The following is a 15,272-nucleotide window of genomic DNA, read 5'->3' as shown; positions in this document are numbered from 1 at the left end:
CTGCGCACCTGCTACACAAACAAACCTGATTTGAGTATGCAGCAAGTACGCAGCACTTACTTTTGAATATTGATTACGCTTTTACGTTTATACATTAGCGTTATCAAATATTAAATTTTTCAGCCTTTACGGCACTTTTCAGCCTTTGATTTTTGCCATCACAATCTTAGTAACAGCCTTAGCATCAGCCTGACCTTTAGTTGCACGCATAACAGCGCCAATAATTGCACCCATCGGCTTCATATTTCCAGCCTTAAGCTTTTCTGCAACTTCAGGATCAGCAGCAAGAGCAGCGTCAACAGCAGCTTCCAAAGCACCGTCGTCGTTCATAACCTTAAATCCGTGCTTCTTAACAACTTCATCAGGCTTACCCTCGCCAACCAAAACGCATGCAACAGTTTGCTTAGCGAGCTTATCGTTAAGATTGCCGTCTGCAATTAGCTTTTCAACTTCAGCCACATCTTGCGGAGTAATAGGCAATTCTTCCAAAGTCACGCCACGAGTGTTTGCTTCGCGAGCAAGCTCACCAAGCCACCACTTCTTAGCACCTGCTGCAGTTGCACCAGCTTTAACGGTTTCTTCAACCAAATCAAGAGCATCCGCGTTCAAAATATCGCGCATTTCAAGATCGCTAATGCCCCATTCGCTTTGCAAACGGTTACGGCGCTCGCGAGGCATTTCTGGCATCTCGGCCTTCATGCGCTCAATATGCTCTTTAGTGATGTGAAGCATAACCAAATCAGGATCTGGGAAGTAGCGATAATCGTCGGCGTCGGACTTCACACGACCGCCAGCAGTGGTCTGAGTTGCTTCATCCCAGTGGCGGGTTTCCTGCAAAATCTCGCCGCCTTCGCTCAAAATAGCAGCCTGACGACGAATCTCATATTGCAGTGTCTTTTCGATTCCGCGGAATGTGTTCACATTCTTAGTTTCGGAACGAGTGCCGAACGGATCGGTCGGATTTTTGCGTAGCGAAACGTTCACGTCAGCGCGCATATTGCCCTGCTCCATGCGCGCGTGGGAAATGTTGAGGGCGCGAACAATATCGCGGATTGCGCGCATATAAGCACCAGCAATTTCTGGAGCGCGGCTACCCGCACCTTCGATTGGCTTAGTTACAATCTCGATTAAAGGCACGCCTGCGCGATTGTAATCAACCAAAGAATGATTTGCACCTTCAATACGGCCGTCAGCACCGCCAACGTGAGTATTCTTACCAGCGTCATCCTCAATATGAGCGCGCTCAATCGGCACGCGGAACACGGTGCCATCTTCGAGCTCAACATCCAAGTAACCGTTGCCGTTAGTAGGCTTATCGTACTGGGAAATCTGGTAATCGCGAGGCATATCTGGGTAGAAGTAGTTCTTACGAGCGAACTGGCTCCACTCAGCAATTTCGCAATGCAACGCCAAACCGAGCTTAATAGCGTAATCAACTGCAGTTTTGTTTACGACTGGCAAAGAGCCTGGTAAACCAAGGCTTACAGGAGTTAGCTGAGTGTTTGGCTCACCACCAAAAGACACTTCCGCTGGGCAAAACAGCTTCGTACGAGTGCAAAGCTCAACGTGCGTTTCCAAACCGAATACTGGATCAAACTGCTCAACAGCATCGGCGTATTTCATAAGTTTTTCAGCCATGAGAATCCTTCTTACTTAAGCTTTATTTCACTTTACTTAGCCAATGAATCGAGCCAACCAGCTTTAAGCGACTTCCAGATTGGGCCGCTCCACTTTTCTTCGAGCGCTGCTTCCAACGCTGCTGCAGGCTTGTACATCTTTTCATCATGGCATTGCGGAGCAATAATCTGAATACCAACAGGCAGACCATCGTCGCTTAAGCCAGCTGGGAGGCTCAAAGCTGGAACGCCAGCCATGTTTGCAGGAATCGTAGCAATATCGTTCATATACATAGAAAGTGGATCGTCCATCTTCTCACCAAACTTAAATGCCGTTGTAGGGCTTGTTGGAGAAATAAGAACATCTACTTTCTTAAACGCTTCTTCGAAATCGCGAATAATAAGCGTACGAACTTTCTGTGCAGAACCATACCAAGCATCATAATAGCCAGCGGAAAGCGCGTAAGTACCGAGAATAATACGGCGCTTTACTTCGTCACCGAAACCAGCTTCACGAGTTGCGGCCATCATATTTGCAGCAGTCTGAGGCTTGTCTGCTGGCGGCATTACGCGCAAACCGTAGCGCATGCCGTCGTAACGAGCCAAATTAGAGCTAACTTCTGAAGGCATAATAATGTAGTAAGCAGCCAAAGAGTAAGGGAAATGAGGGCAAGAGACTTCTGTTACTTCTGCACCCATATCCTTAAGCAATTGCACAGCTTCATTAAAGCGTGCTTCAACTCCCGGCTGGAAGCCTTCGCCACTAAGCTCTTTAACTAAACCAACCTTCAAGCCCTTCAAATCACGGCGAGCACCCTCGCGTGCAGCCTGAGCCATTGGAGGAACAGGAGCTGGAATAGAAGTAGAATCGCGCCTATCGTTACCACCGATAATTTCCTGCAAAAGCGCAGAATCAAGAACGGTACGAGAAACAGGTCCAATCTGATCCAAGGAACTTGCCATAGCGATTGCACCAAAACGGCTAACACCGCCATAAGTTGGCTTTGCGCCGACTGTACCAGTTAAAGCACCTGGCTGACGAATAGAGCCACCTGTATCTGTACCCAAAGCAATAGGAGCCTCGAATGCAGCAACAGCTGCAGCTGAACCGCCGCCGGAACCACCAGGAACACGCTCAGTATCCCAAGGATTGCAAGTAGTTTGATAAGCAGAATGTTCTGTAGAAGAACCTTGAGCAAACTCATCCAAATTAGTCTTGCCGAGAATTGGCATGCCAGCTGCTTTGAGCTTTTCAATAACAGTAGCATCGTAAGGTGGAACCCAGCCTTCGAGGATCTTCGATGCTGCAGTGGTTGGAATGCCTTTAGTGACAATCATGTCTTTAATTGCAATTGGAACGCCTGCAAGCTCAGGCAAGCCTTCAGTCTCACCATTAGCGTTCTTAGCATCAAAAGCATCTGCCTGCTCGAGAGCAATATCTGCAGAAACATGCAAGAATGCCTTAATTTCTGGCTCTGCAGATTCAATGACTGCCAAGTGAGCTTCAACAAGTTCACGGCTAGAAACTTCTTTAGCTTTTACAGCCTTTGCCATATCGGCAGCAGAAAGTTTTACCAAATCTTGAGTATTAGTCATGTTTTTATTCCTCCCCCAAAATTCGAGGCGCTACAAACATGCCAGACTCACTTCTAGGAGCATCCGAAAGAGCTTCTTCTTGAGTCAAAGGTGTAGCAGGCTCATCTGGACGCAAATAAGCTTCCAAAGGCACTGGATTTGCAGTAGGTGGCACATCTTCGCCAGCAACTTCCTGCACTTTATTAATAGATTCTGCAATGACGTTCAATTCGCCTTGCAAGCGACTGATTTCTTCGTCGCTTAAAGCAATCTGGGATAAAACGCCCAAATGCTCAATTTCTTCGCGTGTGAATGTAGGCATAACCTCAACTATATGTGTGATACGTGACCTTCGTTAGTAGAAAAAAGCAATGTGGATAAAAGCTTTATGAGAATTATTTGTTGATTATTTTGTTTTATTGAGAAAGTACTACAAATTAATTCTTTAAGACTGAAGCAATTAAAAATTGCGCATGTGTAACACTAAATAATACTTGCACAAATATTTTGCATATATTTTCACAAAATTATCACGAATCAAAATACGTAAAATCCGTTCATTTTATCTGTCAACACGCCGAAACGACAAAACTGACGTAACAAAAAAGTATTGGTATTTCAGCATTATTTAAACTTTTGTTTGAAACTTAAAAAATTATTTTAAACAATTATCGCATAAATAAAAAGTGTGTAATAATCGTGTGATGTGAGAAGCTGAAGCTGATGCACTGAAGCATATATATGCACTGAAGCACGTATTTGCAGCATCTCACTGAAAAAATAATTTGAAATAAAATCTAATAAAAATCGAAGGATACATATGAAGAGCACAAAGTTCTACCGTAATGCAGCAATGTTGTTGCTCGCGGGCGCGACTATTATTCCACAATGCTTAGCAGTTCCAGCAATGGCAGATTCTTCTGCAAAGCCTTCTGCACCAGCTGCATCTTGCGCAGCCAGCAAGGACTCGCTGAACAACTACTTGTGGGATTTGCATTACGATAAAACGAATATTCTCGCACGTCACGGCGAAACAATTAACAATAAATTCTCCAGCGACAGCTTCAACAAGAACGGCGAATTCGTTGTTGTTGAGCATCAGAAGAAGAACATCACCAATACAACGTCAAACTTGTCGGTAACTTCGGCCAACAATGATCGCGTGTATCCTGGTGCATTATTCCGCGCTGACCAGAATTTGATGGATAACATGCCAAGCTTGATTTCAGCAAATCGCGCACCATTAACTTTGAGCATTGATTTGCCAGGCTTCCACGGCGGCGAGAGTGCTGTAACTGTGCAACATCCAACCAAGAGCTCCGTTACTTCAGCAGTTAACGGTTTAGTTTCTAAGTGGAATGCACAATATGCAGCAAGCCATCATGTGGCAGCTCGTATGCAGTATGATTCCGCAAGCGCACAGAGCATGAACCAGCTCAAGGCTAAGTTTGGTGCTGATTTTGCAAAGATTGGCGTACCGCTGAAGATTGATTTCGATGCAGTACACAAGGGTGAGAAGCAGACTCAAATTGTGAACTTCAAGCAAACTTACTACACAGTAAGCGTCGACGCTCCAGATAGCCCAGCAGATTTCTTTGCTCCATGCACTACGCCAGAAAGCTTGAAGAACCGTGGCGTTGACAGCAAACGCCCACCAGTTTACGTGTCAAACGTAGCTTATGGTCGCTCAATGTACGTAAAGTTCGATACCACCAGCAAGAGCACTGATTTCCAGGCTGCAGTAGAAGCGGCAATTAAGGGCGTAGAAATTAAGCCAAACACCGAATTCCATCGCATTCTCCAGAATACTTCTGTTACTGCAGTGATTCTCGGCGGCAGCGCTAACGGCGCAGCAAAGGTTATTACCGGCAATATCGATACGCTGAAGGCTTTGATTCAGGAAGGTGCAAATTTGAGCACCTCTAGCCCAGCTGTTCCAATCGCTTACACTACTTCCTTCGTAAAAGATAACGAAGTAGCAACTCTCCAGAGCAACAGCGATTATGTTGAGACTAAGGTTTCTGCTTACCGTGACGGTTATTTGACCTTGGATCACCGTGGAGCTTATGTAGCTCGCTACTACGTCTACTGGGATGAGTACGGCACTGATATCGACGGAACTCCATACGTACGTTCTCGCGCTTGGGAAGGAAACGGCAAGTATCGTACCGCTCACTTCAGCACAACGATTCAGTTCAAGGGCAATGTGCGCAATCTTCGCATTAAGTTGGAAGAAAAGACCGGCTTGGTATGGGAACCATGGCGTACAGTGTACAACCGTACTGATTTGCCGTTGGTTCGTCAGCGCACAATCAAGAACTGGGGCACAACCTTGTGGCCTCGCGTTGCTGAAACTGTAAAGAATGACTGAACTCATATTGCAATTGAGCATAAATAAATAAAACTGAAAAAATTAAGGACTTTATCTTGTAGCCAGTTACGAGATAAAGTCCTTAATTTTTTACACAAATAGGGTTTCTATTACATTTTTCGCAGTAGGATTTAGTTATGTTAGAGATACAAAATATATCCAAGTACTATAAAAACAGCAAGTACTCAATAATATTTCTTTTGTAGCAGAAGATAGCAAAGTTACGGGATTTGTTGGCCCTAACGGTTCAATCAACTGCGCTATATTGCGCATTGGGACTCATAAAAGCCAATGAAGGTGAAGTATTATTCGACGGCGTCCCATACAAAAAGCTTAATTCCCCAATAAAAACAGTCGGCAAAGTATTAGATTTAAAAGCTAATTATAGAAATACTAGTTCTATAAAAAGCTCACATTCGTTGCAAAATATTGTAAAATTCCAAAAAGTCGCGTATCAGAGATTATGGATATTGCCGGAATCAGCTCTATGCAAAATATGAAAATCAAAGAAATATCAACCGGCATGCGCAACCACAACATGCTAAGCCTACTACCGAGCTACCATTGCCTGATACTTCATATATTGGACCAGAGTATGCTCATCCTCAATTTGCTAAAAAGAAACAAGATGATCAGGATTCTCAAGAAAATACACAATGAGCTTAGTGCCAGAATTAGTGCCATCTATTATTACTATGGCTGCTTGGGCTATCGCGTTATTTGCAGCTGGGTGCTCTATTTCTAGCAAGAAGAAGAATTAGAAATTAGTATCGGCAAATAGTTGCAACAAATAAGCCCCGCTCACTTGCTCAGTAATGATTGCGATTGAACAGGGCTTATTTTATTTATACTTACTATGTTTAAATATCGCGATGCTTTTCAATAACGTAGCCAATTGCGTACATGATTACAGCCCAAGCAAGAACCACTAAACCGGACTGCCACCATGTAAAAACATATGCGTTTGGTGGAAGTTGCAGCCCAGAATTAGCGGAGGCTTCTAAGAATTGGCTTACAGCACTGCCTGGCAAAATCTGAATAAGTATTGAAGTCCACTTCGCAAAATTGCTTGCAAGCATAATAATGCTAACAATGGTCTGCAGAATCACCACGGCTCCAATAACGCACATAATTCCGCCAGCAGTTGACTTGCAAATCATGCCAAAACCGTAGGCCATTGCTGACACAACAACCATAATTGCAGGAGAGCCAAGGAACAGAGTAAGCGGCAATTTCCACACGTTGCTTCCCGATAATCCGGAAATGTTATCTCCCATAAAAGCTAATTCTGCAGCAGCTAGCGAAACTGTCATTGCAATAAGTTGGGCTACAAAAACGTAGATTGCAACCGCAACAAATTTAGCCGTAAAGAACATACCCCTTCGAGGTACAGCAGTAAGAGAAGCCTGAATCGAAGTTGTAGAATGCTCCGCGGTTACAGCAAGCACTGCAAAAATCGCCAAAACAATCAAAGATATAGAAGCAAAGCTAATAACTAAGCGGAAAATGCCTTCTTGAGATGCAATAAGATCACTTTTATCGCTCGGCCCAACGGTAATCGCAGCACTTGATTTGCTACCAGCTGCACCATTGTTATGAACGTCAACTTTAGACATTGCTTTCTGCACAAGCGCGATAATAAAACTAAAAATTACTGGCAAAACAATTGTTAATGCCATGCACCACCACGTAGACGCAAGTCCGCGCAGCTTAACAATTTCAGATTTAAGCGTGTGCATAAATGTAAGGCGTAAGTGCTGAGCGTTCATGCTGCGGCCTGTTTTGTAAGAATTGCTCGCCGGATATTCAACAGCTTGTTCAATTTGCCCACTCATTTTGCGCTCCTTCCATCTACATATTGCGTTCCAGTCGCAGCAGTAGTATTTGGCAATGCTTTTGTTACGTACTGCTCTTGACCGTGCGTAAGAGCCAAATATGCTTCCTCAAGCGAAGCATGCTCTTGATTCAGCTGATATACCAAAATCTGATTATCCGCAATTTCGCGCGCAATCTGGTTGAGCTCGCAACCTGTTATTCTGAGTAGCTCGCCTTCTTGAACGTCTTGAGGCGTGCGATTATCTGGCAAAATCTTGCATTCAGGATGATTCTGAACAAGCACAGACTTTAGCTTTTCACCTTCTGGCGTTACTAAACGTATAGCATGCTGAGAATGTGCGTCAACAAAATCTTGTACTGTTGTGCGCTCCAAAATTTCGCCATGCGCAATAATCACAAGGTTATCTGCAGTAAGCGCAACTTCGCTCATCAAGTGCGAACTAAGCAGAATTGCTCGACCTTGGCTTGCGTAATACTTGCACAATTCGCGAACCCACTTAACGCCTTCTGGATCCAAACCGTTAATTGGCTCGTCCAAAATAAGATTGTGCGGATCTGCTAAAAGTGCCGCCGCAATCGAAAGACGCTGGCTCATGCCGAGTGAGAAGGATCCCGCTTTGCGAGTTTTTACGCTAGTTAAACCAGTAATATCAATCACTTCGTCAACGCGCTTTTTTGATATTCCGTGAGTTAAAGCGAGCGAGTACAAGTGATTATATGCGGAACGACCTCTGTGGGCAGACTTTGCGTCAAGAACTGCGCCAACTTCCGTCATTGGGGATGCGATTTTTGCGTAAGGTTTTCCGTCAATAAGAGAAGTGCCACTATTGGCGTGAATAAGATTTAACGCGCAACGCATGGTGGTAGATTTACCAGCGCCATTAGGACCTAAAAAGCCCGTGACTTTACCGTCTTCGGCGACGAAAGAAACGTCGTTAAGCACTGTTTTTGCGCCGAAACGCTTTGTAATATGTTGAAATTCTAACATAAATTAACAATATCACAAATAAAAAAAAATACACATTAAATGTAAGCGTTTATGAGTACAGGCTGCTGCGTTTTAACTAATACTGCTGATGAGATTCTGCTGACAAAATTCTGCTACCGAAATTCTAATTAATATTTTATTAAGATTCAGCAATTTGGCACTGCATGTTGCGCAATCCACGCGTGCATGGAAACAGCTGCAGCTGCTCCCGCGTTTAGTGAGCGAACAGAGCCGAATTGCGAAATATAAACAACGTCATCCGCCATTTGTAACGCTTTTTTAGAAAGACCCGGACCTTCTGCACCAAAAAGCATAAGGCAACGTCTAGGGAACTTGTAGGTTTCCATAGCAACAGCACCTGGAATAATATCGAGCGCTATAACGCGAGCGTTTTTAGCATCTTGTTCCTTGATATTTGCGATTTTTTCGGCTTCTTTATTGCCTTCTGCCTGCGCTTTAAGCAAAAGTTGATGCGCTTCTTCTGCTTCCCGTGCTATATTTTCGCGCCAATTAGTTACTAGAGTTTCAATAGTTGGGCAGCACTCAACGTATTGGTATAGCTCAGTCATTAATGAGCCTTTACGATTCCATTTATGAGGCCCTACGATATACACTTTTTTCGCAGTAAACGCGTTCGCAGTGCGAACCATAGAGCCTATGTTGAAATCGTGAGTCCAATTTTCTACAGCTACTTCAAACTCATGACGGCCTTTAGAATCGAGATCCGCTTTTATGGCTTCTACTTTCCAGTATCTGTAGCGATCTAAGACGTTACGCTGGTCGCCTTCGTCTAGTAATTCAGTGCTAAACCGCGCATCATAATTTGGCGATTCTGGATTATCTGGACGAGGCTCACCTGGATGTTCTTCTTCCCATGGGCCAACTCCTATAGGTCGGAATTCTGGCTCATCGGAAGCTTTTGCAGCCAAAGTAATTGGATTCGGTTCGTGCATGCGTGAGTTTTGCTCCGTTTAATACTTTTGCTTAGTATTGCAGCTAGTCTTGGCAGCCGTCAGTTGCGCAATCACCTGTGCAACTTGACTTGCAATGGCCACCACAGCAGTTATCCTCGCAGCAAGGCTCAGTGCAACCATCATGAGCACAATCACCAGTGCACTCTACCTTGCAATGACCGCCACAGCAGTTATCTTCACAGCATGGCTCAGTGCAGCCGTCATGCTTACAATCGCCAGTGCATTTAACCTCGCAATGACCGCCACAGCAATTGTCGTTGCAGCAATCGTCGTGATCTGCATCTGCACGTAATTCTTCTTCATCGAAAGCTTGAACAAATGCCATTTTAGTACTCTCCTCACTTATTGGATTTACTAATTGAAGATGCCTTGTGCCTTGTTCGTCGGCGTCAACACCACCAATTAATGCAACTATAGCAAGAATTTGCGCGCCTTGCTGATGAACAATGCCAAAATCAAGACTTAATTCATTTCCGTGTCGTAAAGTCACAAGCGAAGAAGTTTGAACATACGATTTTTCAGAAAGCCAAGAGTCAAGCAACAGCACTCGCTTGCCTTTAACTGACGGGCCTTTTGTTGCAGGAAAAACAAAATCCATAACAAAGCCGTCGAGTGCAATTCCTTTACGTTCTGCAGCATGAATAAGCGCAAAAACCATCGGCACCGCAGCAGCAGTTAACGCGCCAACAGCGTCAACATCGCGTTCTAACGAATACCCAGCTTTCTCAATTGCGTCAAAAAGAACATCTCCAACCAGCTTAGAGCCACGCTGAGCAAATGTAACAGAAAACAGTTCACTAAATGGTTTCGCAATCATATCTGCACAAAGCATGCGTTTAAGCTCAGCGCGTTCCTCTTGTAATTCTGCCATTTTTGCACTCCTTAGCGTTAGAGTTCTTCAATTTTTGATGCTTTAATGTTTTTATGCTTAACGATCTTCTACTGATACTTCCGGAGCGCTCAGCTCTTTAACATCAGCTTTATCGGAATCTATAAGATCTATTGAAGCAATAACTTTACTTTGATCTAACTTCTGAAGTTTACGCGCTGTTACCAACACTCGCGACTCAAGCGAAGAAGCAAACTTATTGTAAGCTGCAACTGTTCTTGCCAAAGATACGCCAAGTTTTGAAGCATTTTCCCCAAGAACCGCAAAGCGATCATATAATTCTCGAGATAAATCGAAAAGTTCTTTTGCATCATCTGTAAGACTTTGCTGCTGCCATGCGTACGCAACAGACTTAAGCACGGCCCACAAAGTAACTGGTGAAGTGAGTGCTACTTTTTGCGCAAAAGCATCATCCATAAGCGTTGGATCCGCTTCAAGAGCCGCCTGAAGCAATGCTTCGTTTGGAATAAATGCAACTACAAAATCTGGTGCTGTTTCAAAAGCCTGCCAATACGCTTTAGCCCCTAATACTCTAACATGCTCTCGCAAAGCCTTAGCATGCGCTTTTAGAAGCTCGCTCCTTCTAGCTAATTCTTCGTCACTTGCGTTATCTGGGATTTCGCAAGCGCGCTGATAATCCGCATACGGAACTTTTGCATCAACTGGAATTGTTTTGCCTCCTGGCAGATGCACAACCATATCTGGCCTCTGCTGTTCGCCATTTACTCCAGTTACAACAACCTGCGTATCAAAATCAACATGCTCAAGCAAGCCTGCAGATTCAACAATATTCTTTAGTTGAGCCTCGCCCCAAGCTCCGCGAACCTTATTATTTCGCAATGCTGCAGAAAGCGAACTTGTTTCGCGGTCAAGCCTTGTTTGCTGCTCACTTAGGCCTTTAAGCTGAGTGCTTAGCACACCCATTTCTTGCTTACGCCCTTCTTCAATCTGCGAAACTTTATTCTTCAATGCTTCGAGATTGTCTTTTACTGGAGCAAGCGCTTCCAAAACTTTACCTTGCTCTTTCAAAGTTTTTTCACGATTTAACCGTTCGCGTTCTTCTCGCTCTGCGCGCAATTGTTCTTCGCGATTCACTCGCAATTGCTCTGCCTGCTGCGCCTTAGCAAGTTCTGCTTCAACAAACTTTAATCGCTCAGCAAGCTGCTCTGCTTGCGTGCGATAGCGTATAGCCTGATTGCCATTTTCTTGAGCTTGAGCGCGCGCTTGTTCATACTGCGAGCGCAATTCGTTAAATTCGCGCTGGTTTACGCCATTAGCGCCTTGCGTTCCAGAGTTGTGCTTAACAATAGCCAGCACAACAATGGCGGTTATTACAACAGCAACCACCATTAAAACAAACATCACAATATTATCGAACATACGTTCTATTAAACACTATTGAGTTGACTTTTGAAATATAATTAAACACGTCTTTTAAGCACGTTCAAAATAAAGCAATCCACGTCCACACGTGCCGCTCCATAGGCAAACTGCAATTACAGTAAGAACAACAATGACGTATAACAATATGGATTGTCCAGGAATTACAGGCAAAGTTCCAGAAGGATACCATCGCAAAATCAATCCAATTTTACTTTGCAAACCTTGTGTGGCAATATTCATCACCGCTAAAAAGACACCAAATGCAAGGCCGTAAAACCTTCCAAAACAGGCTAATCCAATCATTATGAGCACAATATCAATCCAAGCATTACCTAAAATCATCTGCAATGTACTCAATAACTGCAAATCAATTATACGAACAATTAACACTGAAGCGCCAAATGAAACAAACAAACACAATAAAGCAGCACTCAATGCATATATTCGCAACCTTTTCATCACGAAACGTTCCCACGATACCATAATCGGAGCAAGACAAACGAATGCCGCGGCAATAAACCCAACTACAATAACTTCATACAGAGGAACAACAAAATTAACAACACTACTACCAGATTGACATTGAAACGTTATACCTTCTACCGCATTATGCACATTAGCAGAATCCGGCAAACAAATATAACCAACATAAACTGGCAACTGCGTTACAAATGATCTGAATATAACAAGCATTAAAGAGGGAAGGACTACGGACAATAAAATTGCAACGATTGCAACAATATAATGCCTACCTTCAAGCCAAGCGCGAAAATTATTTTTCATGCTTATCACCAAGTTCCGATAAGACTTGTTGTGGAGTTATGAGACATTGATTAAGTTCTTTAACATGATTTTTTACAAATTGTTTCAGCTTAGCATCATCAGCATTATTAATACTCATAGCCACTTTATCGTTTGCTTCACCTGTAATAAATCCATATGACCCATACACATCATTACTTATACGAGAAGGAAGCTGAGCAAGCAAAAATGCTGTAACAGAAGCGTTTGAATCAAGATTCTTTTTTACATATACTTCTTTCATAGCACTTGATGCACATTTTGCAGGCACAAATCTTTGTAACACTTCTTGAGCGATACCAGTCATATCACCATATTTCTCAGAACGCCTAACAAATGTATCTGTTTGTTGTTGAATAACAGTAGCTTTAAGATTACGTAACTTTATTAAACCACTATTAGTAAGATTCCAAGATTTTTCAGTATTTGTTGGAGTAAACGCATTTCCAAGCACAAGCACAATTCCTTTGCCTTGCGAATCTCTCTGATTCTTAGGAAACCAAGAAGCAACAGTTTTCAAATGTTTAACAGCACGAAGTTTACGAATATAAGCTTCTTCAGGATGTACACAAACAGAAAAAGCAGTATCTTTAAACGTCGTACACTGAGGCACAAAAGGTCCAGAGCGAATCCAAGGTTTTGGACCCCACATAGCTATACAACAAGCACATACTATTGGCATAATTAAAGAAATACTTATTGCTTTTATGCACCAATAAGATCCCTTTTGCCAAAAATATCTAATATGCGCGCAACAAAGAATGCATGAAACGATAACAACACACACAAAGAATATGCGCAAAGTCACCAACCATGGGTTCATACGCAAACCAGGCTCAGCACCAATACCAGCATCCGACACTGGAAGTATTGCATATAAACTACTACCCCAATATCTAGGAAAAATATCTCCCTGAGGTATGGTGCCATTATGCATTATAATGACACCATAAATACAGCACCAAATTATTGCAAAAGATAATAAAGCTGAGAATACAATTGCCCAACGATTGCCAATAATTACTCCTAAAGCAAAACCAATTGCAAAAAATGCACTTGGCGTCACGCCTCCACATAATAGTGGAAAATACGGAAAATTTGTAATATTTACATCACTCTGAATTACTGTTGGCAATATACTTACGCAATATAACAAACTGCACAGTATAGCGCCTTTTAGTATAGGAATAGCGTAACGACTGGCTGATTTTCCTGCACACCACGCAGAATTAACCAAACATCTAGGCGAGCAAGCTTTACATGAACACCATGCGCCAAAAATGCAAGCAACAATATCAGACAAACAATGCATCCACGTGACATCAATTCTTAACCAAAGCGCATAATTATTATTATGCGCTAAAAAATTTGCCACACCCAAAAAAACAGGATATGCAATCAAAAATAAGCTAAAAATACAACTGCTTATTAGAGATAATGGGTACATAATACGTGAAATAATTGTGCACTTCTTATGACTTTTCGTAAAAAATCCGAATTCAGTCAAAAAGTTAGAATATTGACGCATATTTAATCACATCCCTACTTGCTACCACATTAACGAAATAAGAAACTATACATATCTAGTTACTGCTACTACTAATTTTTATGAAATTTAGATAGCAAATGTCTATACCCTGATTCCCATGGAGTTACCATAAGATCTTCACGATTAGCATATTGAAGAAGATTATCCATTTTCCCATCAAGCAATATAATTCCTTCATTAAGAACTATAACCCGATCCGCAATTACTGCTAAATCTTCTACTAAATGTGTACTGACAATAACAGTATGCTTTTGCGAATAAGACTTAAGAAAATTACGAATATCAATACGCTGCTCAGGATCTAAACCAACAGTAGGCTCATCAAGTATTAGTACTGCAGGCTGACTAGCAATCACACAAGCAATACCAGCACGCTGACGCTGACCTCCTGATATTTTAGCAACGATGCGATGTGCTTGTTTTTCCAAGCCAACCTGTTTGAGAGCATTCCAAGCAGCTTGATACGCAGCACTCCACGATAAACCTCGCGCCCATGCGGCATATTGAACATTTTTTAACACACTTGATGCATTCATAAGTTCAAATGATTGTGGCAAATAACCAATATTTGACCGAGCTTTAGCCCTTTCCGCACGATCAGTTACGTCAAAGCCATGAACAAAAAGTTTTCCACTAGAGGGAGCATAAATAGTCGCTATAACGTTAAGCAGAGTAGTTTTCCCAGCACCATTTGGCCCCAAAAGACCACATATGCCAAAAGATAAATCTATAGAAAGATTATGCAAAATTTGTTTTTTCCCATACGAAAAATTCACATTAACAAGTTGCACACCTGAGCCCGTATATGATTCTTGCATATCTCCCCACTTAACGTTATAGCAATTTGATATTTATACCAACTAGACTAATTACTTCCAACTTCCATGGTGACAGGGTTGCCGCTAGGAGTATCATTAACCCCAAAAATACAGCCACCAGAATATTCAACGCCATCTTTTATCCAATTAGTAAGTTGATCTGGCCAAAAACGGCAAGCTATTCTCGCACGCACAAATTTTGGAGAATGATGGCATACCAACTTTGCTTGATTATTATGAACACTAGCCGTACAAGGTATACTTTCTCTGTCTATTCCAACTACAGAACCACTCATCTGAGCATAAGCTGACATTGGCACAGCATAAACAATAGTAGTAAGCGCAACTATTGCAAATCCTTTCTTTGCGAACATATTCGTATCTCCATTCTCAATCTGCTTCATAACGTATTCAGCCCTGAATACGTAATACTTATTTTATAATAACAACCTTGCTACAGCAAGCTTAATTT

General features: G+C 42.5%; 13 protein-coding genes. 1 reads left to right on the top strand and 12 read right to left on the bottom strand.

All coding sequences use genetic code 11. The annotated features are described in order from the left end of the window. Positions 1–138: 138 nt before the first annotated feature. The 3 genes from gatB to gatC are packed head-to-tail and all read right to left on the bottom strand — an operon-like array spanning position 139 to position 3,513. Positions 139–1,638: an Asp-tRNA(Asn)/Glu-tRNA(Gln) amidotransferase subunit GatB gene (gene gatB, locus HXT37_RS00655; RefSeq protein ID WP_119504625.1), complete on the bottom strand. Its 1,500-nt coding sequence runs from the start codon at positions 1,636–1,638 to the stop codon at positions 139–141. Between the two features lie 32 nt (positions 1,639–1,670). Continuing rightward, positions 1,671–3,212, bottom strand: coding sequence for an Asp-tRNA(Asn)/Glu-tRNA(Gln) amidotransferase subunit GatA (gatA, locus tag HXT37_RS00650; protein ID WP_119504626.1), 1,542 nt, complete (start codon positions 3,210–3,212; stop codon positions 1,671–1,673). Between the two features lie 4 nt (positions 3,213–3,216). After that, a complete protein-coding gene (gene gatC, locus HXT37_RS00645; RefSeq protein ID WP_004105888.1) occupies positions 3,217–3,513 on the bottom strand; it encodes an Asp-tRNA(Asn)/Glu-tRNA(Gln) amidotransferase subunit GatC in 297 nt (98 codons plus the stop codon). A 498-nt stretch (positions 3,514–4,011) separates the two neighbouring features. On the opposite strand from gatC, the gene vly reads away from it, so the two are divergent. Next, complete coding sequence (gene vly / locus HXT37_RS00640) at positions 4,012–5,562, top strand: cholesterol-dependent cytolysin vaginolysin (protein WP_004110067.1); 1,551 nt, start codon at positions 4,012–4,014, stop codon at positions 5,560–5,562. A gap of 860 nt (positions 5,563–6,422) precedes the next feature. Here the strand turns inward: vly and HXT37_RS00635 are convergent. The 9 genes from HXT37_RS00635 to HXT37_RS00595 form a co-directional block, all read right to left on the bottom strand. Further along, entirely contained in the window at positions 6,423–7,397 is a 975-nt protein-coding gene (locus HXT37_RS00635) for an ABC transporter permease subunit (RefSeq protein ID WP_103013765.1), read from the bottom strand. Then, positions 7,394–8,386, bottom strand: a complete 993-nt coding sequence (locus tag HXT37_RS00630; RefSeq protein WP_004136505.1) for an ATP-binding cassette domain-containing protein — start codon at positions 8,384–8,386, stop codon at positions 7,394–7,396. Before HXT37_RS00630 ends, HXT37_RS00635 begins: the two co-directional genes overlap by 4 nt. A gap of 146 nt (positions 8,387–8,532) precedes the next feature. After that, positions 8,533–9,339, bottom strand: coding sequence for a TrmH family RNA methyltransferase (locus tag HXT37_RS00625; RefSeq protein WP_103013764.1), 807 nt, complete (start codon positions 9,337–9,339; stop codon positions 8,533–8,535). A 43-nt stretch (positions 9,340–9,382) separates the two neighbouring features. Then, positions 9,383–10,231, bottom strand: coding sequence for a hypothetical protein (locus tag HXT37_RS00620; RefSeq protein ID WP_004136511.1), 849 nt, complete (start codon positions 10,229–10,231; stop codon positions 9,383–9,385). 57 nt (positions 10,232–10,288) lie between these two features. Beyond that, positions 10,289–11,629, bottom strand: a complete 1,341-nt coding sequence (gene rmuC, locus HXT37_RS00615) for a DNA recombination protein RmuC (protein ID WP_004105862.1) — start codon at positions 11,627–11,629, stop codon at positions 10,289–10,291. Positions 11,630–11,683: 54 nt separating this feature from the next. After that, entirely contained in the window at positions 11,684–12,415 is a 732-nt protein-coding gene (locus HXT37_RS00610) for a hypothetical protein (protein WP_004136512.1), read from the bottom strand. Next, positions 12,405–13,499 (bottom strand): hypothetical protein, encoded by a 1,095-nt coding sequence (locus HXT37_RS00605; RefSeq protein WP_004136513.1) that lies wholly within the window; start codon positions 13,497–13,499, stop codon positions 12,405–12,407. The genes HXT37_RS00610 and HXT37_RS00605 overlap by 11 nt, the downstream gene beginning before the upstream one ends. 533 nt (positions 13,500–14,032) lie before the next feature. Beyond that, complete coding sequence (locus tag HXT37_RS00600) at positions 14,033–14,800, bottom strand: ABC transporter ATP-binding protein (RefSeq protein ID WP_102703302.1); 768 nt, start codon at positions 14,798–14,800, stop codon at positions 14,033–14,035. A gap of 47 nt (positions 14,801–14,847) precedes the next feature. Continuing rightward, positions 14,848–15,204: a hypothetical protein gene (locus HXT37_RS00595; RefSeq protein ID WP_180963739.1), complete on the bottom strand. Its 357-nt coding sequence runs from the start codon at positions 15,202–15,204 to the stop codon at positions 14,848–14,850. Between the last annotated feature and the right edge of the window lie 68 nt (positions 15,205–15,272).

Source organism: Gardnerella sp. DNF01151 (genome assembly GCF_049244235.1).
Classification (GTDB): domain Bacteria; phylum Actinomycetota; class Actinomycetes; order Actinomycetales; family Bifidobacteriaceae; genus Bifidobacterium; species Bifidobacterium swidsinskii.
This window is presented reverse-complemented; position numbering and strand designations above follow the sequence as displayed.